The sequence below is a fragment of the Corynebacterium comes genome (assembly GCF_009734405.1).
GTDB classification, from domain to species: Bacteria; Actinomycetota; Actinomycetes; order Mycobacteriales; family Mycobacteriaceae; genus Corynebacterium; species Corynebacterium comes.
Genome location: NZ_CP046453.1, coordinates 748,119 through 769,355, shown reverse-complemented (window position 1 = coordinate 769,355; position 21,237 = coordinate 748,119). Strand labels below are relative to the sequence as shown.

Annotated in this window: 24 protein-coding genes; 12 read left to right on the top strand and 12 right to left on the bottom strand. The window is 66.8% G+C overall.

Annotated elements, in window-relative coordinates:
• Window positions 1-68 precede the first annotated feature (68 nt).
• From CETAM_RS03780 to CETAM_RS03765, 4 genes are all read right to left on the bottom strand, one after another.
• Complete coding sequence (locus CETAM_RS03780) at window positions 69-1,493, bottom strand: HAMP domain-containing sensor histidine kinase (RefSeq protein WP_156227153.1); 1,425 nt, start codon at window positions 1,491-1,493, stop codon at window positions 69-71.
• The gene (locus CETAM_RS03775) at window positions 1,493-2,188 is read right to left on the bottom strand and encodes a response regulator transcription factor (RefSeq protein WP_156227152.1); all 696 of its coding nucleotides are present in this window, start codon (window positions 2,186-2,188) and stop codon (window positions 1,493-1,495) included. Before CETAM_RS03775 ends, CETAM_RS03780 begins: the two co-directional genes overlap by 1 nt.
• 92 nt (window positions 2,189-2,280) lie before the next feature.
• Window positions 2,281-2,454, bottom strand: coding sequence for a 50S ribosomal protein L32 (gene rpmF / locus CETAM_RS03770; protein WP_156227151.1), 174 nt, complete (start codon window positions 2,452-2,454; stop codon window positions 2,281-2,283).
• A 13-nt stretch (window positions 2,455-2,467) separates the two neighbouring features.
• A complete protein-coding gene (locus CETAM_RS03765) occupies window positions 2,468-2,734 on the bottom strand; it encodes a type B 50S ribosomal protein L31 (RefSeq protein ID WP_156227150.1) in 267 nt (88 codons plus the stop codon).
• A 453-nt stretch (window positions 2,735-3,187) separates the two neighbouring features.
• Between CETAM_RS03765 and rpmB the strand changes: the two genes are divergently transcribed.
• The 7 genes from rpmB to CETAM_RS03730 all read left to right on the top strand — a co-directional run bounded on the left by rpmB (window position 3,188) and on the right by CETAM_RS03730 (window position 6,243).
• Window positions 3,188-3,424, top strand: coding sequence for a 50S ribosomal protein L28 (rpmB, locus tag CETAM_RS03760; RefSeq protein WP_156227149.1), 237 nt, complete (start codon window positions 3,188-3,190; stop codon window positions 3,422-3,424).
• 3 nt (window positions 3,425-3,427) lie between these two features.
• On the top strand, window positions 3,428-3,592 hold the full coding sequence (gene rpmG / locus CETAM_RS03755; protein ID WP_040085297.1) for a 50S ribosomal protein L33: 165 nt from the start codon (window positions 3,428-3,430) through the stop codon (window positions 3,590-3,592).
• A gap of 3 nt (window positions 3,593-3,595) precedes the next feature.
• Window positions 3,596-3,901: a 30S ribosomal protein S14 gene (gene rpsN, locus CETAM_RS03750; protein WP_156227148.1), complete on the top strand. Its 306-nt coding sequence runs from the start codon at window positions 3,596-3,598 to the stop codon at window positions 3,899-3,901.
• Window positions 3,902-3,913: 12 nt separating this feature from the next.
• Window positions 3,914-4,162, top strand: coding sequence for a 30S ribosomal protein S18 (gene rpsR, locus CETAM_RS03745; protein ID WP_156227147.1), 249 nt, complete (start codon window positions 3,914-3,916; stop codon window positions 4,160-4,162).
• 119 nt (window positions 4,163-4,281) lie between these two features.
• Window positions 4,282-5,097 carry a putative nucleotidyltransferase substrate binding domain-containing protein gene (locus CETAM_RS03740; protein ID WP_156227146.1) on the top strand — a complete coding sequence of 272 codons (816 nt, stop codon included), beginning with the start codon at window positions 4,282-4,284 and terminating at the stop codon, window positions 5,095-5,097.
• A 49-nt stretch (window positions 5,098-5,146) separates the two neighbouring features.
• Complete coding sequence (locus CETAM_RS03735) at window positions 5,147-5,815, top strand: TetR/AcrR family transcriptional regulator (RefSeq protein WP_156227145.1); 669 nt, start codon at window positions 5,147-5,149, stop codon at window positions 5,813-5,815.
• Entirely contained in the window at window positions 5,812-6,243 is a 432-nt protein-coding gene (locus CETAM_RS03730) for an RDD family protein (protein ID WP_156227144.1), read from the top strand. Before CETAM_RS03735 ends, CETAM_RS03730 begins: the two co-directional genes overlap by 4 nt.
• Before the next feature lie 18 nt (window positions 6,244-6,261).
• Here the strand turns inward: CETAM_RS03730 and CETAM_RS03725 are convergent, their stop codons facing one another.
• The 7 genes from CETAM_RS03725 to CETAM_RS03695 form a co-directional block, all read right to left on the bottom strand.
• Window positions 6,262-7,035, bottom strand: coding sequence for a thioesterase family protein (locus tag CETAM_RS03725; RefSeq protein ID WP_156227143.1), 774 nt, complete (start codon window positions 7,033-7,035; stop codon window positions 6,262-6,264).
• Complete coding sequence (locus tag CETAM_RS03720; protein ID WP_156227142.1) at window positions 7,032-7,889, bottom strand: HpcH/HpaI aldolase/citrate lyase family protein; 858 nt, start codon at window positions 7,887-7,889, stop codon at window positions 7,032-7,034. Before CETAM_RS03720 ends, CETAM_RS03725 begins: the two co-directional genes overlap by 4 nt.
• 45 nt (window positions 7,890-7,934) lie before the next feature.
• Window positions 7,935-8,786, bottom strand: coding sequence for a serine hydrolase (locus CETAM_RS03715; protein WP_231587567.1), 852 nt, complete (start codon window positions 8,784-8,786; stop codon window positions 7,935-7,937).
• Window positions 8,783-9,361: a hypothetical protein gene (locus CETAM_RS03710; RefSeq protein ID WP_156227141.1), complete on the bottom strand. Its 579-nt coding sequence runs from the start codon at window positions 9,359-9,361 to the stop codon at window positions 8,783-8,785. The genes CETAM_RS03715 and CETAM_RS03710 overlap by 4 nt, the downstream gene beginning before the upstream one ends.
• Before the next feature lie 222 nt (window positions 9,362-9,583).
• The gene (gene purH / locus CETAM_RS03705; protein WP_156227140.1) at window positions 9,584-11,161 is read right to left on the bottom strand and encodes a bifunctional phosphoribosylaminoimidazolecarboxamide formyltransferase/IMP cyclohydrolase; all 1,578 of its coding nucleotides are present in this window, start codon (window positions 11,159-11,161) and stop codon (window positions 9,584-9,586) included.
• Window positions 11,154-11,774, bottom strand: a complete 621-nt coding sequence (gene purN / locus CETAM_RS03700; protein WP_231587566.1) for a phosphoribosylglycinamide formyltransferase — start codon at window positions 11,772-11,774, stop codon at window positions 11,154-11,156. Before purN ends, purH begins: the two co-directional genes overlap by 8 nt.
• Window positions 11,775-11,784: 10 nt before the next feature.
• Window positions 11,785-13,209 carry a cell division protein PerM gene (locus CETAM_RS03695; RefSeq protein ID WP_156227138.1) on the bottom strand — a complete coding sequence of 475 codons (1,425 nt, stop codon included), beginning with the start codon at window positions 13,207-13,209 and terminating at the stop codon, window positions 11,785-11,787.
• Between the two features lie 218 nt (window positions 13,210-13,427).
• Between CETAM_RS03695 and CETAM_RS03690 the strand changes: the two genes are divergently transcribed.
• From CETAM_RS03690 to CETAM_RS03675, 4 genes are all read left to right on the top strand, one after another.
• Window positions 13,428-14,177: a M23 family metallopeptidase gene (locus CETAM_RS03690; RefSeq protein ID WP_156227137.1), complete on the top strand. Its 750-nt coding sequence runs from the start codon at window positions 13,428-13,430 to the stop codon at window positions 14,175-14,177.
• 185 nt (window positions 14,178-14,362) lie between these two features.
• Window positions 14,363-15,031: an ABC transporter ATP-binding protein gene (locus CETAM_RS03685; RefSeq protein ID WP_156227136.1), complete on the top strand. Its 669-nt coding sequence runs from the start codon at window positions 14,363-14,365 to the stop codon at window positions 15,029-15,031.
• A complete protein-coding gene (locus CETAM_RS03680; RefSeq protein ID WP_156227135.1) occupies window positions 15,028-17,532 on the top strand; it encodes an FtsX-like permease family protein in 2,505 nt (834 codons plus the stop codon). Before CETAM_RS03685 ends, CETAM_RS03680 begins: the two co-directional genes overlap by 4 nt.
• Window positions 17,533-17,737: 205 nt before the next feature.
• Window positions 17,738-18,508 (top strand): M23 family metallopeptidase, encoded by a 771-nt coding sequence (locus CETAM_RS03675; protein WP_156227134.1) that lies wholly within the window; start codon window positions 17,738-17,740, stop codon window positions 18,506-18,508.
• On the opposite strand, the gene pcrA is transcribed toward CETAM_RS03675, so the two are convergent.
• On the bottom strand, window positions 18,505-20,871 hold the full coding sequence (gene pcrA / locus CETAM_RS03670; protein WP_231587565.1) for a DNA helicase PcrA: 2,367 nt from the start codon (window positions 20,869-20,871) through the stop codon (window positions 18,505-18,507). The two genes, CETAM_RS03675 and pcrA, sit on opposite strands and share 4 nt — an antisense overlap.
• A gap of 56 nt (window positions 20,872-20,927) precedes the next feature.
• Between pcrA and CETAM_RS03665 the strand changes: the two genes are divergently transcribed.
• Window positions 20,928-21,236, top strand: a complete 309-nt coding sequence (locus CETAM_RS03665) for a chorismate mutase (protein WP_156227132.1) — start codon at window positions 20,928-20,930, stop codon at window positions 21,234-21,236.
• Window position 21,237: the final 1 nt, after the last annotated feature.

The window sequence follows — 21,237 nt, the reverse complement described above, 5'->3', positions numbered from 1 at the left end:
CTTCCCCTCTGAGTCATCCCTGACGCAATTCTGTCGATTGCCTGAATGGTTTGACCTTCCATTTCACGCTACCCCGGACGGGCGTTCACGCGGAGTCGGCCGGGCAGCTCCACGAGGAACCTGGTTCCGCCATCCTCCGAATCCTCCACACGAACCGCACCGCCGTGGCGCTCCACGGTCTGTTTGACGATCGCCAGCCCCAGGCCGGAACCGGGTTGGGAACGTGCCTCCGGAGCCCGGTAGAAGCGCTCGAAAACGCGCGCACGGTCCTCGGGGCGGATACCTGGCCCGGAATCGGAGACGGAGAGTTCCACGCGGTCGTCGGAAAGCTGTCTCATGTGGACCCGGACCACACCATCGGTCGGCGACCATTTGGCGGCGTTGTCGAGGAGATTGACCACCGCCCGGGCGAGGGCGAGCTCCTCGCCCATCACATCCCAGTCAACGAGCTCGACATCGAAGGTGATACCCGAACGGCGACGACGCACCCGTTGGAGGGCGGAAGCGATCACCTCATCCAGTTGGACCGCCTCCAGCACCGTGTCCGCACTGTCCTCGCGGGCCAGGTCCACCAGGTCACCGATGAGGGTCGACAGCTCCGTCATCTGCGCCATCACGTCACGTTCCAGGTCGTGCCTGTCCTGCTCGGAGATCCGGTGTGCGGCGCCGGGGCGATTGAGCATCATGAGCAGCTCAATATTCGTGCGCATCGAGGTCAGGGGAGTCTTGAGCTCGTGTCCCGCGTCCGCCACCAGTTCCGCCTGCCGCCTGCGGGATTCCTGCAGCGCGCCGAGCATGGCGTTGATGGAGCGGGTGAGCTGCGCGAGAGCATCGTCGCCGTAAATGGCGATGGGACGCAGGTCGTCGGTGTCCGCGACGTGGTCGACCGCCTTCTGCAGTCGCTGCAGGGGCCGCAGACCCGCCGTCGCCACGATCAGTCCCGCGGCGATGGCCAGAAGGACACCCAGGGCGGCGATACCCAGCAGTTCCATGCCCAACGCAGCCATCTGCCGGTGGGTCTCGTCCATGTCCCGGGCGATGACGACCATCGCCCCGAGGGAATCAGTCTTGGTCAGGATGCGTTCGCCACCGGTGGTGTAGACCGCGGTGGAGAAACCGTCGCCGACGTCGTGGTACTCACCCCCGACGGGGATGGCGTCGCCGCGGGTGAAGGCCCAGCCCGGCGGCGACAGTGCCACACGGGTATCCGGGCTGTACGACTTGAAGTTCCTTATCTCCGAGTCGAGGTGCGTCAGGTACATCGGATCCTTCGCCCTCTCCAGGAGGGTGGTCGCCTTGCGGTCCAGGTCACTGTCCACCCCGGAGGTCAGACCCGTGGACACCGTCCAGTACGAGAGGAAGGTGATCACTCCGACGGCGAAGGTGACCACGGCGAAGGTCAGGCCCGCCAGTCGCCAGCGCAGCGGAGCGCCGCCCGGCCAGGCTTCAGGTGCGCCGGCGGCCCCGGACCCGGTGGCCGGACGGCGCAGCATCACGGGGCGGTTTCCCGCAGGACGTATCCGACGCTACGCACCGTGTGGATCAGTCGGATCTCACCCTCGGCCTCCGTCTTGCGCCGCAGGTAGCCGATGTAGACCTCGAGGGCGTTGCCTGAGGTGGGGAAGTCGTAGCCCCAAACCTCCTCCAGGATCGTCGCCCTCGACAGCACCCGTCGCGGGTTCTTCATCAGGAGGTGGAGAAGGGAGAACTCCGTGCGGGTGAGGCTGATGGCGCGATCACCCCGGTACACGTCCCGGGTGTCCGGGTTGAGTCGGAGGTCCTCGAAGACGAGCTCCGTCAGGTCCTCATCCGTGGAGGGGTTCTCCACGGCCGCGCGGCGCAGCAGTGAACGGACCCGGGCCAGCAGCTCCTCAAGGGCGAAGGGCTTCGGCAGATAATCATCGGCACCGGCATCAAGCCCGGCGACCCGGTCACTCACCCCGTCACGGGCGGTCAACATCAGGATCGGGCGATCATATCCGGAGCTGCGGAGGGTGCGACAGACCTCCAGCCCGTCCATCCGCGGCATCATCACGTCGAGGATGATCAGTTCAGGTCGGGTGCGTCCTATCATCTCGACCGCCTCGATCCCGTCCTCGGCGAGTACGACGTCGTACCCGTTGAAGATCAGGGAACGCCGGAGAGATTCACGGACCGCCTGCTCATCATCCACCACGAGAATTTTCATGGTCCCATTATGTCCCAGGTACAGGACAAAAACACCGGTTCCCGCCACAACAGTGGCGGAAACCGGTGCGGTCACTCCTCATAAGGGTGTGACTAGAACTGCTCGACCTCAACGAGACCCAGCTGAGCGGCCTTGACGAGACGACGCGGGATACGGACGGACTGACCGTCGATCTTGACCTCCTGGAGGGCGACGTTGTCGGCCTTCCACTGGGAGCGACGCATGCGGGTGTTTGCGCGGGACATCTTGCGCTTGGGGACTGCCATGATTGATTAGCTCCTAAGCCTTCTTCTTGCGGCGGGCCATGCCACCGAAACGCTTCTCGAACTTCTCGACGCGGCCTGCAGTGTCCATGACACGCTGAGCGCCGGTCCAGAAGGGGTGGGACTCGCTGGTGACGTCGACGACGATCAGCGGGTACTCGCTGCCATCTTCCCAAGTGACGGTACGGTCACTCTGGACGGTGGAACGGGTCAGGAACTGGAAGCCGGTGCCGGCGTCCCGGAAGACCACCGGATGGTAGTCAGGGTGGATTTCGCTCTTCATTAAGTCTCGATTCCCTCAGGATTGAACATCAGGTCGGTTCTGGGCGTGACAATGCAGAGGTCCGGATCGTGCCTGAGTTGGGTTGGAGATTGACAACTCGAACTACCATACTCCCCGGTGCCCGGATTCCGAAATTCCGTGGTATGGTGCCGCCTCCCGCCAGCAGGCGCCCCACCACGAACCCCGCTCCCACATGCCTGACACATCCGGCCACGGGGACGGCACCGGCACCGCGACCGGCGAAGTCTTCAGGCCCGCAAGCACGGGATTAGGAAATCGGCAACCTGCATTGTAGAGTTGTCCCTTGCTGTTGTCGAAGTAAACGTCTACGCCCCGTCAGCTGGCTGAAGACTGCGCCCCGACCTGTGCTCATTCACGAGGGCACGAGGATCTATCGGTGCGGCGCGGTCCTATGAGCTTTTCCGACGTGGGCGGCTAGGAGAAAGAAAACCCATGTCGGCTATTTGCCAGGTCACGGGACGCAAGCCGCAGTTCGGCAAGACCGTCTCGCACTCGCACCGACGTCACTCGCGCCGTTGGAACCCCAACGTGCAGCGTCGTCGGTTTTTCCTGCCCTCTGAGGGCCGTACCATCACCCTGATCGTTTCCACCAAGGGTCTCAAGGTTATCGACCGCGACGGCATTGAATCCGTCGTGGCCAAGATCCGTGCACGTGGGGAGAAGATCTAAGTCATGGCACGTAATGACATTCGTCCGATCATCAAGCTGAAGTCTACGGCTGGCACCGGTTACACCTACGTCACCCGTAAGAACAAGCGCAACAACCCCGATCGCATCTCGCTGATGAAGTTCGATCCGATCGCCCGCAAGCACGTCGAGTTCCGCGAGGAGCGATAATTCATGGCTAAGAAATCCAAGATCGCCAAGAATGAGCAGCGCAAGGAGATCGTCGCCCGCTATGCGGAGCGTCGCGCAGAGCTCAAGGCCATCATCAAGAACCCCACCACCAACGACGAGGATCGCCTGGAGGCTCAGTTCGAGCTGAACCGCCAGCCGCGTGACGCCGCCAAGGTGCGTGTCCGTAACCGTGACGCCCACGACGGTCGTCCCCGCGGTTTCCTCCGCAAGTTCGGCGTGTCCCGTGTCCGTATGCGCGAGATGGCTCACCGCGGTGAGCTGCCGGGCATCCGTAAGTCGAGCTGGTAAGGAGTGGCAACTATGAAGCGCACCAACCCCAAGAAGGCGCGGCTGGAGCAGTCCCGCCGCCCCAAGAAGAACCCCCTCAAGGCTGAGGGGATCGAAAAGGTGGACTACAAGGACATCAAGACCCTTCGTCTGTTCATCTCCGATCGCCACAAGATCCGTTCCCGCCGCGTCACCGGCCTGACTCCGCAGCAGCAGCGTCAGGTCGCCACCGCAGTGAAGAACGCACGCGAAATGGCTCTCCTGCCGTTCACCAGCCGCTAAACCGGTTGACAGGACGCAACAGCGCACTTTTGCCGCTGACCGTGTGACAACGGTAAAAGTACCCCGACCCGCCCCGTCCGATATTTTCGGACGGGGCGGGTTTTGTTATGTTCGGAACCATGCTGCACCCTTCGCTGCGCGACCTGGCCGAGCAGGCGCCCCTGTCCACCACCACCGCCACCGCCCGAGGTGTTCTCGTCGAGGCTCAGCAACTGCTGCGCAACGCCCTCGAGCACCGCACCCCGGAGACCCTCCTGACGGGGTGGTTCTCCGACCTTGTGCTCGCGACCCTGGACTGCCCCGCGGTCGTCGGGAAGCTCTCCTCCCCCGTCACACCCACGGGCCCCTTCGCCCGGGGGGACGCCCTGCCCACCTCGGCGGTCACCTGGTTCGCGGAGGCGGATGCAGACACCACCGACCTGAAGGATCTTCTCACCTCGGCCGGACTCAGCGTCGGGGGGCCGCCCACGGATGAGGTCGAGCTGTTGGCCGCGCGTGTCGACGCCCACCTGATAACCCCGGCAACTCCCCCGGCGGAGCTCCTCCGGCTGGCGGTGTCCCATCGGCCGCCCGCACTGCGCGCCCTGGTGGGGCTCCCCGCCCCGGACGTTGCCGTCGATGTCACGGCCTCCCTGCTTCGTCCCATCGCCGACGTCGCCCGGTGGGCTGCGCCCGGGGAACGATCCACCCTGGAACGGCTCGCCGCCGGTCATAACAGCGGTCTGCTCACCGAGGATGAGGCCGAGGCGCTGTCGCAGGCCTGGGAGACGGGCGTGGCGCTGCAGTTTCGACGCTGGGTGGACCGCGTGGACTCCCAGCCGACGACACTCGGTGACCTCCCCGCCCTGCACCGCAGCGCATACGGGGCGGCCGCGCGTCAGGTCTCCGGCGTCCTGCGCTCCCTGGCCGGACGCCACGGCATCACGCTCAGCTGACGCTGGTATCTTTAGTCGAACAGATACCACCCGGAAGGAGCGGCCCACGATGGCAGGTGCAGTCGGACGTCCGCGCAAGCACAGCCCACGTCGACGCGGCTCCACGGCGAGGGAGGAGATTCTCGACGCCTCCGCCGAGCTTTTCACCACCCAGGGATTCGCCTCGACGTCAACCCATCAGATCGCCGACGCCGTGGGCATCCGTCAGGCCTCGCTGTACTATCACTTCGCCTCGAAGACCGAGATCTTCCTGACGTTGCTCAAGTCCACCGTCGAGCCGTCCACCGAACTCGCTGCCGCGCTCCACGACGTCGACGTCTCCCCCTCCCTGCGCCTGTGGGCACTCGTCGCGGCGGAGGCACGTCTGCTGTTGTCCACCCGCTGGAACGTCGGCCGCCTCTACCAGCTGCCTGTGGCCTCCTCCGAGGAGTTCGCCGAGTACCACGCCCAGCGCACCGAACTCCGCACGCTGTTCCGGACTCTGGCCGAGGCGATCGTCGGCGACGCTGATCCGCGCTCGGACCTCCCCTTCCACATCGCCCTCTCCGTCATCGAGATGCGCGAGAACGACGGGACTCCCCCGGCCCCGTTGTCGGAGACCGAGCTTCCCGACATCGCCGTCATGCTCGCCGACGCCGCCCTCGACGTCCTCCACGCGGAGCCGCCGGCGGGACGGGTCGAGCGCACTCTGGAGCTCATCAACGCAGCCGCTGAATGAGCAGTTGTCTGACCCGGAGACTGATCGCCTTTCTCATTGACGTCGCCCTCGCCTACGTCCTCTTCTTCGCCGCCGCGTGGCTGTGGCCCGCGTGGGCCGAGCCGGTCGGCGTGGACCCCGCTCCCCTGCTGCTGCTCATCACGTTTGCGGTGCGCGCCCTGCCGGAGCTGGTCTGGCGCCGCAGCCCGGGCAAGATGATCCTCCGTCTGGACGCTGTCGGCCCGCGCTGGGCGCCCCTCGTGCGTCACTCGTGGCTGTGGCTGCCCGTCCCGCTCGCGCTGGCACTCCCGGCAGTGCCCTGGTACTCCATCCTGGCCATCGTTCTCGGCCTGAGCGCCGTGCTCGCCCCCGACGGCCGCTCCGGAGCCGACAGGTTGGCGCGCACCACCGTCATTGCGCGCGGGCGAGGATGCGCTCTGCCTGGCTGAGCAGCGGGGCGTCGATCATCAGAGCCTCCGGAGAGTCAGGCTCTGCTCCGCCCGACCGACCGGGCCCCGGACATCATGCAGCGTCGAGCCGGTGATCCCGATACCTGACTCTCCCCACGTCACGGTGGTGTCCAGACCGGTCCAGCGGCCCACCGGACGGCGGAACAGATGCACAGTCAGGTCCACGTTCGGAAACACCCAGCCCCCGGGCTGTTGACGAGGGGCGATGCCGTTGGCGACGTCGATAAGCGAAAAGTACTCCGCGACGTCGACGGGTTCCTCGCCCTCGACGAGTCTGTTGGGCGAGGTCAACCAGGTGGCTCCACGCCCCGGTCGCCACTCAACGGCCTGGCGGGCCTCGATCTGGGCGACGAAGCCTCCGCCCCACAGTTCGCTCAGGTCACGGACCGGGCATTCCTGCGGTTCCGGCAGCGGGGTCGCCCCGCAGGCAGCTGCATCCGCGGTGTCGGACTCAAGGAGGTACCACGCCCGGGCCGTGATCACCTGGCGTCCGCCAATCGAGGCGGTGACCTGTACAAGCTCGATCGTGCGTCCCGGCCGGAGCGTCTCGACCTCGAGGTCCACCTCCGCGAAAGGCAACCGGCCGAGAATGTCGAAACAGACCCTGCTGAGCAGCAGTCCGTCCTCTGCACGGGACCGCTCAAGCTCATGGACCATGAGCCCCGCCAGCGAACTGAAATGGTAATCCTCTTCCGACCAGGCGCCCACCGCATGCTCGGTTGGCGTGAATGTGGCGTCACCCCTGCGGCGGAAGTAGAAGTCATTGCTCATGGGGAGGTCCTGCTTTTCACTGAGCCGGAATAAATGGCCCCGGCGCGGGCGAGGATGCGCTCTGCCTGGCTGAGCAGCGGGGCGTCGATCATCATGCCGTCCACCTGGAAGGCCCCCGGGTGCTCCTGCGCGCCGTCGATGACCCGGCGCGCCCACTCCACCTGTTCCGGCTCCGGCCGGAAAGCCTGACGCACCGCCGCCACCTGTGACGGATGGATGCAGGCAGTGCCGGCGAACCCGGAGCGCGCGGCGTCCATCGCCTCGGCGAGCTGTCCCCCGGTGTCCCGGAAATCTGCGTGGATGGCATCGACGGCGAACTTCCCGGCAGCCGCAGCATGGATGAGTACCTGCGAACGCGCGTGCCGGATGACATCGCGGTAGACCCCTGGGCCGTCCTCGTCGGACTGTCGGCGGGAGTGGGTCCCGCCGAGCAGGGCGATGAGGTCCTCCGCGCCCCAGAACAGCCCCACCACGTTCTCCAGGGTCACGATCTCGCGGATGTTCACCAGCGCCTGGGGAGTCTCAATCATCGCGATGACGTCGAGCCCGTCCAGCTCCACAGGGAGGCTCGCGCGCACTTTCGGCACCATCACGGTCCGGATACCCAGTTCCCGGGCCAGCGCGACGTCTGCGGCGAACCCCTCGGAATCGGGGCCGATTGTGCGCAGGATCGTGCGTGTGAGATCGGGGTCGGCGTTGCGCACGTTGTCGTGCATCGCGGTGCGGTCGCCGGTGCCGGCGCCGTCCTCCAGGTCGATGATGACCGTGTCCGCCCGTCCGTAGGCCTTCGGGATGAGTTCTACGCGGTGGGCCGGAGCGAAGAGGAGCGCCGGTCCGATGAGATGGGATGTCATGGCCGTCCATTATGCCGTCCCCAGCTGCCGCAGGGCCGGGCGGGTTCAGGGGGTGCGGCAGTCGACCGTCGGCAGTGCGGTGAGCTGCCCGGCCAGTTCAGTGAGCATGGCCTGGCCGTCCGCGTACAGGCCGGAAGCCGGGCGCACGACGAGGGCCACCGCGCTCACCGTCTGTCCGCCGTCGGCGGGCAGCAGCCCGAACTGGCGGACCACGTATTTGCCGTCGGTACCCGGCCCCCAGCCGCCCTTGTAGCGTGCGCCGGGAAGAGTACCCAGGCCATAGTCCTGGCCCTGGGAAATCTGCCCCATGGCCGCGAGCACGGGTTCCGCCCCCGCCAGACAGGGCAGGGCCGCCGCGAAACGCGCCTGGTCTGCGGGGGTCCAGCGGGTCTGTCCGTAGCTGCTGAACTCGGGGCGCACGACCGAGAACTGGACCGCCGTATGCACCCCGGTTTCGGCGAGGACCGCCCGGGTGGCTGCCCCGGCCTCCGCCGGGGTACCGAGGGAGGCCCAGAGCTGATCCGCAGCCTGGTTGTCCGAAACCGTGACGGCCGCCCGGACAGTGTCCGCCAGTCCGGGGTTGCGGCGCAGCGCGGCGACCGCGACGGGGATCTTGATGGTCGACCAGGCGGGGGCGTCATCAACACCGCCCGCTGACTGCGCCTGCGTGCCGTCGAAAACCGCGATTTCCGCCTCCCCACCGTACCGCGCCAGAACCCGGTCCACCGCGGCCTGCACCGGTGGGATTCCGGGCGGGGCAAGTTCCGGCGGATGCGGCTGAGGGGCGGGCGTAACCCACACCGTCTCGGTCGACCGGGGAGGGTCGGTCTCCGGCGGGACGGTGCAGCCGACGAGGGTGAGGGCAGACACCAGGGCCGCAGCCGGGAGCTTTCTCACGAGAGGTAGACCACGGCGTTGTTGCCACCTGTGCAGGTGACGAAGATTCCTGTTTCCCGGCAGTCCATCGCGTACCACTCCCCGGTGGCCGGGCTGTAGGCGTACACCGTGGCGTTGTACGCTCCGCCCATCGCCAGATTGTCCAGGTAGGCACGCCAGACGTTCAGTGCGAACGCCTCCGAAGTGTTGGCGGAACCGACCCGGACGTTCTCCAGGTATCCGCCCGACCGGATCAATGTGCCGGGCACTCCGGCGGCCGGTGCCGGTGCGGGTGCGGGTGCCGGTGCGGGTGCCGGTGCCGGTGCGGGTGCGGGGGCCGGTGCGGGGGCCGGTGCCGTGAGCATCGGCTGTGCCGGTGCGGTTGCGGTTGCGGTGACTGTCACCGGAGTCCCCTCCTGGGACGTTTGCTGCCGGGACGAGATCAACCACCAGATTCCCCCGGCCGCGCCGGCGAGCACGATCACCGACAGAAGCGCCACGAGAACCCAGACCGCCGTGTTCGAGGGGGATCGCGGGGGCTGGCCCTGCTGCTGCGGCGTCTGCGACCATCCGCCCTGGTACATGTCTGCGGCCATCAGGACCTTCTTCCGGTTATAACCAGTGGTCCCCTGATTCTAACGTGCGTGCGGGACCTCGGGAGGCGCCGAAGCCCCGCCATCCTGTTCGGAGGGGTGAATCGCGTCTCACCGGAAGTCCGTAGGCGTGTCACCGACCCTGCGCGACCCTCACCCCGAACAGCACATCGCCCCGCGGTTCCTCAGAACCGCGGGGCGATGAACAGGAACTACGGGCAGATACTAGTGCGCGAAGTGGCGTGCTCCGGTGAAGTACATGGAGACACCGGCCTTCTCCGCAGCGGCGATGACCTCTTCGTCACGGACGGAGCCACCCGGCTGAACGACAGCCTTCACACCAGCCCCGGAGAGGACCTCAAAGCCGTCCGCGAAGGGGAAGAAGGCGTCGGAGGCGGCGACGGCACCGGTGGTGCGGTTGGCGTCCCCGGCCAGGGTGTTGGCACGCTCGACGGCCAGTTTGGCCGAGTCGACGCGGTTGACCTGCCCCATGCCGACGCCCACGGTCGCGCCGTCCCTGGCGATGAGGATGGCGTTGGACTTGACGGAACGCACTGCGGACCAGGCGAACTGCAGATCGGCGAGGACCTGGTCGCTGACGGCCTGCCCGGCGGCCAGCGTCCAGTTGGTGGCTTGGTCGCCTTCCGCCTGGAGGGTGTCGCGCTCCTGCACGAGGAGGCCGCCGGAGATCTCCTTGGTCTCGTAGCCGGAGCGGGTCAGCGGCTCGGCGCGGAGAACACGGAGGTTCTTCTTGCGGGCGAGGACCTCTACGGCGCCGTCTGCGTAGGACGGGGCGATGATGACCTCGGTGAAGATGTCGGCGACCTGCTCTGCCATGGCGACAGAGACCTCACGGTTGGAGGCGATGACGCCACCGAACGCGGACATGGGGTCGCAGGCGTGCGCCTTGCGGTGTGCATCCGCGATGGAGGTGTCGGACACCGCGATGCCGCAGGGGTTGGCGTGCTTGATGATGGCCACACACGCGCGGTCGTGGTCCCACGCCGCACGCCAGGCAGCGTCGGCGTCCTGGTAGTTGTTGTAGCTCATCTCCTTGCCGTGCAGCTGCTCGGCGTTCGCCAGACCGCCGGCACCGGCGTCGGCGTAGAGGGCGGCAGCCTGGTGCGGGTTCTCTCCGTAGCGCAGGGTGTTGCTCAGCTCGTGGGAGGAACCCATCCAGGACGGGAAGCCACCCTCGGCCCCGGCCTCAGCCTGCTCGCCGAGCCAGGTGGCCACCGCGACGTCGTAGGCGGCGGTGTGGCGGAAAGCGTCGAGGGCGAGACCGGTGCGCTGGGCACGGGTGAAGCCGCCGTCCTTCAGAGCGGCAGCGACGTCCTCGTAACGTGCCGGGTCGACGACCACGGCGACGGACGGGTGGTTCTTCGCGGCGGCGCGGACCATGGAGGGGCCACCGATGTCGATCTGCTCGACGCAGTCGTCGAAGCCGGCGCCGGAGGCCACGGTCTGGCTGAAGGGGTACAGGTTGACCACGACGAGCTGGAAGGGCTCAACGCCGAGGTCGGCGAGCTGAGCCAGATGGTCTTCCTTGCGGGTGTCGGCGAGGATGCCGGCATGGACCTTCGGGTGCAGCGTCTTCACGCGCCCCTCGAGACATTCCGGGAAGCCCGTGAGCTTCTCGACGGGGGTGACCGGGATGCCCTGGTCAGCGATCTTCGCGGCCGTGGAGCCGGTGGACACGATCTCCACACCGGCCTCGTGCAGCGACGCCGCCAGGCCCTCGAGCCCCGTCTTGTCGTACACGCTGATCAGCGCGCGCTTGATTACCTTGCGATCATCACTCATGGATGAACTCAACCTTCCTGGTGGTCTCGTCGATGGTTGCCGAGCGCAGCACCGACACGATGAGCTGCCGTTCGATCTTCTTGATCCGCTCGTGGAGGGAACTTTCCGTGTCCCCGGGTTCCACCTCGACCGCTGCCTGGGCGATGATCGGGCCGGTGTCCACGCCCGCGTCGATGAAATGGACGGTGGTGCCGGTGACCTTCACCCCGTGGGCAAGCGCGTCGCGGACGGCGTGAGCCCCGGGGAACGACGGCAGCAGCGCCGGGTGGGTGTTGATGATGCTTCCGCCGAAGCGGTCGAGGACGCCTGCGCCGAGGATCTTCATGAACCCGGCCGAGACAACGACGTCCGGGTTGACCTCCGCGATGACGTCGGCGAGCGTGACATTCCAGGCAGCGCGGTCAGAACCGAGCTCCACTACCCGCGTTTCGACGCCCGCCTGTTCCGCACGCTCCAGCGCCGCACAGGGCACATCAGCGATGACACGGGAAACCCGGTAGTGGCCGTCCTGGTTGTCCAGGATGGCCTGCAGTAGTGTGCCGCTGCCGGAAACAAGTACGACGACCTCCAAGGGGTCGTCGTGGGGGATGTTCGGATCGAGGGTGGAAGTCACTCGCCTGATCTTAGTCCCTGTGTTCCGTATCTTCGGCTTTAACGTTATCTTCCGCCTTTTCCGTGCTGGTTACGGCCTCCACCTCACCCGCGTCTTCAGGCGCGTCCTCGGACTCGTCCTCGGGCGCGTCCTCGACGTCGACGATCTCACCGTCGACGAACTCCGCGGGCTCAGAGTCCGTCGGCTCCGTGGGGTGTTCTTCCGGCTCTCCGGTCACTGCGGGGGCACGGCGGTCGGCGAGCCGGCCGAGAAGTGCGGCAGCCACGCCGATACCGGCGGTCCAGGCGAAGGCCAGCCCTGCGGTCAACCAGACCATCGGGCCGCCCGTGCCCAGATGACCGATTTCCCCCCAGGTGAGGTAACCCCCCACGAGCAGCAGAACGGCGATGATCACACTCGTCGCCAGGGTCTGTGCCACCGTGAAACGGGCACTGCCCAGGACGTAGGCCACGGTGATCGAGGTGACCAGCAGGAGCAGAATCGACCACGGATGCGCCCAGGCCGGTATGAGTGCCATCAGCGGCAGCAGCGGCAGCTCCGTGAGATCGATCGCGTAGAGGGAGACGGAGGCGGCGCCCAGGTGGAACTCCGAACCCAGGATGACGGTGATCACCGCAATGACGGCATTCGGCAGATACAACAGGCTGAGCAGTGCAGTACCCAGGACACCACCGGAGGTTCCGTACAGACCCGCGAGTTCAACCTGACGCGGCCAACCGACAGCCAGCAGGACCAGCAGGATCACCAGGGAGGCTGCGGAGAGGAGAAGGAGGATGCGGACGGCGGCGGTCGCGGCGTCGACAAGCCAATCGGGGGCCCGGTAACGGCGCAGCAGGGCGCGCCACAGCTTTCCGCCCATGCCGATGGCCAACGCGATGAGGTGGACGAGCAGCGTCCGGGCGACCGCGTGCCCCAACGGAGGCGCGCCGACGTCGAAGACCCGGCCTGCGTCCCACATCATTGCGCCGGCGATGAGGGTGAGCACCAGTGGGACGGCCAGGGTGCTGATCGACAGCACCAGCAGGTCCGCCATGCTCACCCGCTCGCGCACCGCCACACGAACCCGCCGGGCGATGAGCGCGATCAGTCCCATCGCGGGGAGCAACGGCAGCACCCCGAGAACAATCCCGTCGGCCGAAACCGGGACGAGATTGAGAATGAGCCACAGCTGCGCGATCGTCGCCGGCAGGGCAGCCAGGGAGGTGCCGCTGAACAGCAGACCGACGAGCGCCATCACGATGATGCCGAGCACTACGACCGCATTGGGGACCGCAGCCACCGGGAGATAACGGCGCAGTCTTCCCTTGAGTCCGCCAGGTGCCGGCTTCTCCTGCGTTGGCCTCGGAATGTCCTTGAGACCTGCGGTTGTGCCGCCGGCGCGAATCCTGCGAGGGCGCCGACCGGGCCTGGTCTGGGGGCTGGTCTTCTTGCTCATCACCCCACAACTCTGCCACGACCGTTCGTCGGCAACCCGATGGCGCGACCGGGAAAGGCCGGGATGTAACACTCGTGGCGCCAGGAGCGATCAATAGTTCTTTTTGAGAACTTCGGTTGCCACGGCGGAACCGAGACGCTATTGTTACCGATCGTAGATAACAAAGCGGTCACAATCACGTAACCCAATGGCTGTGACAACCAACGGAAGAAGGCTTCATGCGACAGCAGGCTCAGCGATCGGCAGCAGGCAGGCACCGCAGGATCACCTCCTCGCAGACGACGAAGGGCCGTATCGCCCTCGTCGCCGTAGCAACCGGTGCAGTATCCACCGCCGGCATCGGCGGCGCAGCAGCCGCGCAGATCCAGGCGCAGGCTCCGGAGCAGTCCGCCACCGCTGCCACCCCGCAGATCGAGCTCGCTGCCAACGCCGCGGACATCGCCGCCACCTCCTCCGAGGTTGCACCGCAGATCCTCAGCATCGCCGAGTACAAGCCGGTCGCCGGTCTGGCCGACCAGCTGACCAAGGCCGTCGAGTACAGCAACGTGCGCGCCGAGGTCGACCAGGCCCTCCGCGCCCCCTCCGTGGCCAAGCCGGCCGAGGGTGCATTCACCTCCGGTTACGGCCCGCGCTGGGGCACCCTCCACGCAGGCATCGACATCGCCAACGCCGTTGGCACCCCGATCCTCGCGATCATGGACGGCACCGTCATCGACTCCGGTCCGGCCTCCGGCTACGGCCAGTGGATCCGCGTCCAGCACGACGACGGTGCGGTCTCCGTTTACGGCCACATGGAAACCCTCGCCGTCGGCGTCGGTGAGCGCGTCCACGCCGGCCAGAACATCGCCGGCATGGGTAGCCGCGGTTTTTCCACCGGTTCCCACCTCCACTTCGAGATCCACCCCTCCGGCAACGGCGCGGTCGACCCGGTTCCGTGGTTCGCGGAGCGCGGCGTCACCATCCAGTAGCTTCACCCTTTCCTTTAATTTCGGGACCCGACCATCAGGTCGGGTCCCTTTTGTTATGCCCCACCCCTACTGGGGTACCGGAACCCCGGCTAATCTCATTTTCAGAAGCCGGGTTCCACCCGGGGCACGTCAATCGGCAGGAGTCCGCCATGAGCACCAGGCCCGCACTGACGAAGGCATGAGCCATGTCCCCCGGTTCCCGGTACCCCCTTGAATTACAGAGTGTCTCCTGTCTGCTCGGTAGCGGCGAACGTACTGTCATCGCCCTGGACGAGGTCTCTCTCGCCGTCAGCCCGGGCGAGCTCGTTGCCGTGGTGGGCCCCTCAGGTTCGGGTAAGTCGACCCTGCTCCACGTCGCTGGTCTCCTCCGGCCACCCACGTCCGGGCGCGTGCTCCTCGAAGGCGTCGACGTCTCGCACCTCACCCGCGCCCGGGCGGCCGAGGCCCGCCGACGGAGGATCGGCCTGGTGTTCCAGAGCCACAACCTGATCCCCACCCTGACGCTCGCCGAGAACATCGCCCTGCCCCTGGAGCTCGACAACACACGGGCCACAGGTATAGAGGAAGCGCTTGCCGGCGTGGGACTTGAGGGCATGGGAAAGCGGTTCCCCGATGAGATCTCCGACGGCCAGTCCCAGCTCGCCGCCATCGCCCGTGCCCTCATCGGCCCGCGCACAGTGCTGCTCGCCGATGAACCCACCGGCGATCTGGATCTGACGACCGGCAACCTGGTTCTCAGTACTCTTCGTCGTTGCATCGACTCCGGCGGCTCCGGCCTGCTGCTCACCCACGATCCCGAGGTCGCAGGCTGGGCACACCGGATCGTCCGGATCAGGGACGGCAGGCTGGTATGAGGGCGTTCAGGGCGTCGATACGCGTGACCCGGCGCGATGCCCTGCGCCACCCCCTGATGTCCCTCCTCGCCGTCCTGATCGTCGCCATCCCGACGGCAATGCTCAGTTACTTCCTCGTCCGGGAGGAGTCCCGTGCCACCGCCTACGAGCTGAGCTTCGCACCCACCACCGCGACGTACATCGGCGGACAGTGCAGGCAGTCGCCCGACGGTTACTCCCACGAATGCTCGAAGGCAGCCGACGAGCGCCCGCAGCAGGAGATCCTCCTCGACGTTCTTCCTCACGGCTTCACCGCGGAGCTGGTGGTCTCCGGACCGGCCACGCTGGAGAGTCCCGGCGCGGTGAGTCAGACGTCCCTGACCCAGGTGGATCCCGGCGTCCCCCAGGCCCCATCCCCCGGGGATATCCGCCTGACGACACCCCAGCGGGAGCAACTGGGGGTGGCGCAGGGCGACACCGTCACCGTGACTGCCGAAGGCACGACCGTCGAGGTGACGGTGTCCAGCGACACCCCGGGGACCGACGCCCTGCTGTCACACCCCACGGTCATTGATCCGGCCACCTTCCGCACGTCCCCCGCCCTGTGGGCCGTCTGGCACCTCGAGGGGACCCGCGCGTTGACGTGGGACGACGTCGAGAAGCTGAATGGGGTCGGATTCACCGTCCAGAGTCCTGAGATCCTCGGCGCTCCCCCACCGTCCGCAGCGGGACTGGACGGCCGTTCTCCGGGCCTCGTCGATCCGCCGTTGGAGTTCCTGTGGACGCTGATGACACTTGTCTCCGGGGTGGTTGTGGCGTTGCTTGTGGTGCAGCTCTTCTCCCCGGTCTTCGCCATCTCGGTGAACCGGCAGTCACGGACGTTCGCGCTCATGTCCGCCCAGGGCGCGGCTCCCCGCCACATCATCTGGGCTGCGCTGACCTACGGAGCTCTCGCGGGACTGATCGGCGCCACCGTCGGTGTCCTCTTCGGCGCCGCCGCCGCCTACGTGCTGTGGCTCAGGCAGTATCCGGACTGGCCCGTCGAGATTCCGTGGATCGGCCTGCCTGCCGTGTGGGCAACGGCGGTCGCGGCCTCGACCGCCGCCACCCTGCTCCCCGCCTGGCTCGCGGCACGGGCAGACGCCTTCAGCGGTGTCCCGGAGGCCGCCTCCGGGAGGATGCTGCGACGACAGCGGTGGGTGTGGACGGGGCCCGGTCTGCTTGTCGCTTCCCTCATCCTCCTCGGCGTCAGCCTGCTGTCCCCTCCGCCACCGAACTTCGAGGACCTCAACTGGGCGTCGTTGGCCTCCACGCTCGGCGGTCTCACCGGTTTCATCGGCGTCGCCTTCACCGCACCCGCCGTCGTCCGGCTCATCGGGCTTCAGGTCAGTCGGCCGCTGCCCGCCCGCCTTGCGGCGCGGGACATGGTTCGTCAGCCTCTGCGGTCGATGCCTGCGGTCGCGGCCATCGCCGCGCTGGTGACGCTGTCGACGTTCTTCATGGTCCAGTCGGAGTCCTTCGACGACCGTGCCACAGCGTGGGAGAGACAGACCTACCGGCCCGGGGTCATCGCGGTGCCGGACTCACCTCGGCTCGAGGAGACGATCAGCGCCATCTCCGACGTCGTCGGCCCCCTCACCCGTGTAGAAGTCCACGGCATCAGCTACGACTGGTCGTCCCCGCGCTACGCCTTCCTCGTCGCCGAACCTGAGCTGGTGGAGCCCTGCAACGCCGGCGAGCCCTGCGGTCCCCCGGTGTGGGTCCCCGGCCCCCAGTCCCTGTTCGACGCCCCTGTCGTCATCGCTTCTCCGCTGCTTCTCGACGCCCTCTCCGTCCCCGCCACCATGCCCTCCGGCGCCGCGATGCTCGTGTCCGGCGATGTGGAGGTCGAGGAGGCGACCTTCCGGCTGCAGAGCGAAGTCAAGGAACCCTTCGGGGACACGGAGAACGTGGGAAACAAGGTGACCCTGCGGATCAGTCCGATTCTCCCCGAGACAGTCACGGACTGGATGCCCACGCCCGAGGCCTTCGAGCAGTTCGGGGTCGGGTCGGAGTTCCTGGGGGAGATGGTCATCGCCGAGCGTCCCATCACCACGCAGATGCGGACCGAGCTCTCCGGGATCGACGCGAACATCCGCATCCCCGGCGTGCCGCCGGAGCGTGAGTCGGCCCCACAGTTCTACGTCACCGGCATCGTCATCTTCATCGTGACCCTGGTGCTGCTGGTGTCCGTGGGGCAGATGCGTCAGCGGAACGCACTGCTGGAGTCCATCGGTGCGCCGCCACACCTGTCCCGGGCCGTCACCGCCTCCGCAGGTGCGCTGATCACGCTGTCGGGTTCCGTCCTGGGACTCATCGCGGGCCATGCAGGGGCGCTGTTCACATCCCAGTCGCTCATCCGCTACGTCAGCGTCGACTGGTGGCTGATTCTGGGGCTGGTGGTGATCGCCCCCCTTTCCGCCGCGTTGATCGGCTGGGCGATCACCCCGGGGACCGTGTTGCCGGACCATCTCCCGGAGTAGGGCGAGTCCTTCTTTCCACCACCCCCGATACTTCTCCCCCAGTAGTAAAATTCTGCCACTTCTCCACCATGCGTAACGCACCCGTGACCTGCACCGACCGCAGTGCACGTCGACAGAATCGTGGTTTCACCTGGGTTTTCGCGTTGCCGGACCTCCTCAGCCTCGGTAGTTTTGACTGGTCCCCAAAACGAAAAGGTAACGCACGATGACTCGAACCTGCACCAAGGCTCTTATCGCAGCCGCATTTCTCTCCACCGGCCTGGGATCGGCGGTGGTGGCCCCTGCGGCAGGTGCACAGGAAGCCTCTTTCCAGGTGACCGGGGAGGGCGTGACGGATGCCGACCTCAACGATCTGATCACCGCCCTCAACGCCGTGGGCAAACTGGCGGAGACCCTCGAGGCCACCAGTGAAAGCAGTGGCGACGGGACCACCGACGGCACCGACCTGCAGGTGATACTCGACCCGCTCGAGGCCCTCTCCTCGGCCATCTCCGTCGTCTCCCCGGACAGCCTCATCGATGTGGAGCTGGACGACGTCGTCAGCGCCGTCCGGATGTCCCCGGTCCGGGGTGAAACCGCCGACGGCCGCACCGTCGTGTTCCCCACCTCCGGTCGCTACACCTCCGGCTACGGCGCTCGTTGGGGTGCCACACACGAGGGCATCGACATAGCGGATCCCGTCGGCACCCCGGTCCTCGCCGTCATGGACGGTGAGGTCATCTCCGCCGGACCCGCCGACGGCTTCGGCCAGTGGGTCCGGCTGAAGCACGACGACGGCTCGATCTCCGTGTACGGCCACGTCAACACCGTCGACGTCCCCGTGGGCCAGCGGGTGACCGCCGGCGACCAGATCGCGACCCTCGGCAATGAGGGCCGTTCCACCGGGCCGCACCTTCACTTTGAGATCCGCCCCACCGGAAACGGCCCCGTCGATCCCGTCAGCTGGTTCGCCCAGCAGGGCATCGACGTCGCCTAGAGCTTCTCCATCGGCACTCCGCCGATCAGCATGAGCCGCACCTTGCCCGAGGAACCGAAGTCAATGGTCACCGTGGCCCTGGCCCCCGATCCGTCGGATGCGATGACCTTGCCCAGCCCATACTTGTCGTGGTTGACCCGGTCCCCCACCGCCAACTGCAGATTGCTGTTGGCGCTGCGGGCCTTCGGCAGGGTCGGCTTCTTCGGCATCGCACTGCGCTGCGCGGGCTGGCCCCAGGAACCCGACCGGGACCCGCCACCACCGCCCCAGGAACCGGACCAGGAGTTCTCGGGCTCCTCACGACGCCACTCGAGCAGCTCCTCCGGCACCTCACCGAGGAAGCGGCTCGGCGGGTTGGTCACCGCGTTACCCCACGAGGAACGCAGCATCGCCCGGGTGATGTACAGCTGCTCCCGGGCCCGCGTGATACCCACGTAGGCCAGGCGCCGCTCCTCCGCCAGCTCCTTCGGATCTCCCAGCGCACGCAGGTGCGGGAACTGTCCGTCCTCCCAACCGGTGAGGAACACCACCGGGAATTCCAGCCCCTTCGCGGTGTGCAGGGTCATCAGGGTGACCACGCCCTGCTCGTTGTCGGGGAGCTGGTCCGCGTCCGCCACCAGCGAGACCTTCTCCAGGAACGCCTGCAGCGACCCCGGCTCCGGATCACCCTCCTCCGGCTCGAACTCGCCGCCGTCCATCTCCGCGTAGGCGACCTGGTTCGCCGCCTCGGAGGAAAATTCGCGGGCCACCGACACCAGCTCGTTGAGGTTGTCCAGGCGTGCCCCGTCCTGCGGGTCATTGCTCGCCTCCAGTTCTGCCCGGTAACCGGTGATGTCAAGCACCCGGGAAATCAGTTCGCCCAGATCCGGCATACCCGTGACCTCGTTGACCATCGACGGTATCTCCGCACGCAGGGTGTCCATCATCGCGACGAACTTCACCACCGCGTTCCGGCCTCTGGCACCGAGGAGGGGAATCTTGTCGTCGACGGCGTCCATCAGCGCCGCGCCGAAGGAGACCGCGTTGTTCTGCGCCTGCAGCGCAATGAAGGCCTGTGCCCTGTCACCGATGCCCCGGCGCGGGGTGTTGATGATCCGCCGCAGACTCACCGTGTCATCCGGGTTCTCCAGGATGCGGAGATAGGCGACGATGTCACGGATCTCGCGGCGCTCGTAGAAGCGGGTACCGCCGACCACCTTGTACGGGATGCCCGCACGGATGAACACGTCCTCCAGCGCGCGCGACGCGTTGTTCGTCCGGTACATCACCGCGACATCGGAGTAGGTCGCCCCCTTGTCGACGAGCGCGTCGATCTCGCCGGCGATGAAGCGTGCCTCATCATGCTCATTGTCCGCCACGTAACCGATGATCTGCTGGCCGTCACCGAGCGCGGTCCACAGCTTCTTCTCCCGGCGCCCGTCATTGCGCGCGATCACGGAGTTGGCGGCGTTGAGGATCGTCTGGGTCGAGCGGTAGTTCTGCTCCAGCAGGATCGTCCGGGCCTGCGGATAGTCCCGCTCGAACTCCTCGATGTTGCGGATCGTCGCGCCACGGAATGCGTAGATCGACTGGTCAGAATCGCCCACCACGCACAGCTCCGGGGCGTCCGGGCCCTTCCCCACGAGTGTGGAGATGAGCATGTACTGCGCGTGGTTGGTGTCCTGATACTCGTCGATGAGGACGTGACGGAAGCGGCGGCGGTAATGATCCGTCACCTGCGGGTGCTCCTGGAAGATGCGCACCACCTCACCGATGAGGTCGTCGAAGTCCACGGCATTCGACGACCGCAGGCGCCGCTGGTAGTCGCCGAACACCTCCGCGACGGTGAGTTCGAAGGGGGCACGGGTGACCTCTGCCTCCGCCCGCGCCTCCGCCGGGGTGATGAGCTCGTTCTTCAGGTTCGAGATCGCGTTGGCCAGCACTCGGGCGGTGAACTTCTTCAGGTCGAGGTTGTGGTCTTTCGCGATCATGCTGAGCAGCCGACGCGAATCATCCGAGTCATAGATGGTGAAATTGGTGTTCAACCCCGGAACCAGCTGTGCCTGCTGCCGCAGGATCCGCACACACACCGAGTGGAACGTGGCCACCCACATCCGCTCCGCCACCGGACCCACCAGTCCGGAGACGCGCTCGCGCATCTCGGCGGCCGCCTTGTTTGTGAACGTGATGGCGAGGATCTCCCAGGGGGCGACTCCCCGGTTGCGCATGAGGTGGGCGATCCTCCGGGTGAGCACTGCGGTCTTTCCGGAGCCCGCACCAGCCACGATGAGCAGGGGGGAACCCTCGTGTTCAACGGCGGCCTTCTGCTGCTCATTGAGACCGAGGGTGAGATCAGTGGACGGCTGTGTAAACGGCGAATTCATGATGCTTAACAACCTACTAGTCCGAGCCGACATGACCCCCGTGGCACAATAGGCCCATGACTGATGCTGCTGAACCCCAGTTCGAGATCCGCATGCCCTCCGGCACCGACGACCCCCTGTCCGACGCGGAGATCCAGCAGTACCGCCAGGAAATCGACCGCCTCGACCAGGTCATCCTCGACGCCGTGCAGCGTCGTATCAAGGTGTCCAAGGCGATCGGGAAGACCCGCATGGGTTCCGGTGGGACGCGCCTGGTGCACAACCGCGAGCTCGCCATCATCAACCAGTTCCGCGAGGAGCTCGGCCCCGAGGGCACCGTCATCGCCAACGCTCTGCTGCAGCTGGGACGCGGCCGACTGGGCTGAG

Bases quoted from the DNA above. Each gene is read 5' to 3' on its own strand.
- CETAM_RS03780 (WP_156227153.1), bottom strand. From the start codon at position 1,493: ATGCTGCGCCGTCCGGCCACCGGGTCCGGGGCCGCCGGCGCACCTGAA.
- CETAM_RS03775 (WP_156227152.1), bottom strand. From the start codon at position 2,188: ATGAAAATTCTCGTGGTGGATGATGAGCAGGCGGTCCGTGAATCTCTC.
- rpmF (WP_156227151.1), bottom strand. From the start codon at position 2,454: ATGGCAGTCCCCAAGCGCAAGATGTCCCGCGCAAACACCCGCATGCGT.
- CETAM_RS03765 (WP_156227150.1), bottom strand. From the start codon at position 2,734: ATGAAGAGCGAAATCCACCCTGACTACCATCCGGTGGTCTTCCGGGAC.
- rpmB (WP_156227149.1), top strand. From the start codon at position 3,188: ATGTCGGCTATTTGCCAGGTCACGGGACGCAAGCCGCAGTTCGGCAAG.
- rpmG (WP_040085297.1), top strand. From the start codon at position 3,428: ATGGCACGTAATGACATTCGTCCGATCATCAAGCTGAAGTCTACGGCT.
- rpsN (WP_156227148.1), top strand. From the start codon at position 3,596: ATGGCTAAGAAATCCAAGATCGCCAAGAATGAGCAGCGCAAGGAGATC.
- rpsR (WP_156227147.1), top strand. From the start codon at position 3,914: ATGAAGCGCACCAACCCCAAGAAGGCGCGGCTGGAGCAGTCCCGCCGC.
- CETAM_RS03740 (WP_156227146.1), top strand. From the start codon at position 4,282: ATGCTGCACCCTTCGCTGCGCGACCTGGCCGAGCAGGCGCCCCTGTCC.
- CETAM_RS03735 (WP_156227145.1), top strand. From the start codon at position 5,147: ATGGCAGGTGCAGTCGGACGTCCGCGCAAGCACAGCCCACGTCGACGC.
- CETAM_RS03730 (WP_156227144.1), top strand. From the start codon at position 5,812: ATGAGCAGTTGTCTGACCCGGAGACTGATCGCCTTTCTCATTGACGTC.
- CETAM_RS03725 (WP_156227143.1), bottom strand. From the start codon at position 7,035: ATGAGCAATGACTTCTACTTCCGCCGCAGGGGTGACGCCACATTCACG.
- CETAM_RS03720 (WP_156227142.1), bottom strand. From the start codon at position 7,889: ATGACATCCCATCTCATCGGACCGGCGCTCCTCTTCGCTCCGGCCCAC.
- CETAM_RS03710 (WP_156227141.1), bottom strand. From the start codon at position 9,361: ATGGCCGCAGACATGTACCAGGGCGGATGGTCGCAGACGCCGCAGCAG.
- purH (WP_156227140.1), bottom strand. From the start codon at position 11,161: ATGAGTGATGATCGCAAGGTAATCAAGCGCGCGCTGATCAGCGTGTAC.
- CETAM_RS03695 (WP_156227138.1), bottom strand. From the start codon at position 13,209: ATGAGCAAGAAGACCAGCCCCCAGACCAGGCCCGGTCGGCGCCCTCGC.
- CETAM_RS03690 (WP_156227137.1), top strand. From the start codon at position 13,428: ATGCGACAGCAGGCTCAGCGATCGGCAGCAGGCAGGCACCGCAGGATC.
- CETAM_RS03685 (WP_156227136.1), top strand. From the start codon at position 14,363: ATGTCCCCCGGTTCCCGGTACCCCCTTGAATTACAGAGTGTCTCCTGT.
- CETAM_RS03680 (WP_156227135.1), top strand. From the start codon at position 15,028: ATGAGGGCGTTCAGGGCGTCGATACGCGTGACCCGGCGCGATGCCCTG.
- CETAM_RS03675 (WP_156227134.1), top strand. From the start codon at position 17,738: ATGACTCGAACCTGCACCAAGGCTCTTATCGCAGCCGCATTTCTCTCC.
- pcrA (WP_231587565.1), bottom strand. From the start codon at position 20,871: ATGAATTCGCCGTTTACACAGCCGTCCACTGATCTCACCCTCGGTCTC.
- CETAM_RS03665 (WP_156227132.1), top strand. From the start codon at position 20,928: ATGACTGATGCTGCTGAACCCCAGTTCGAGATCCGCATGCCCTCCGGC.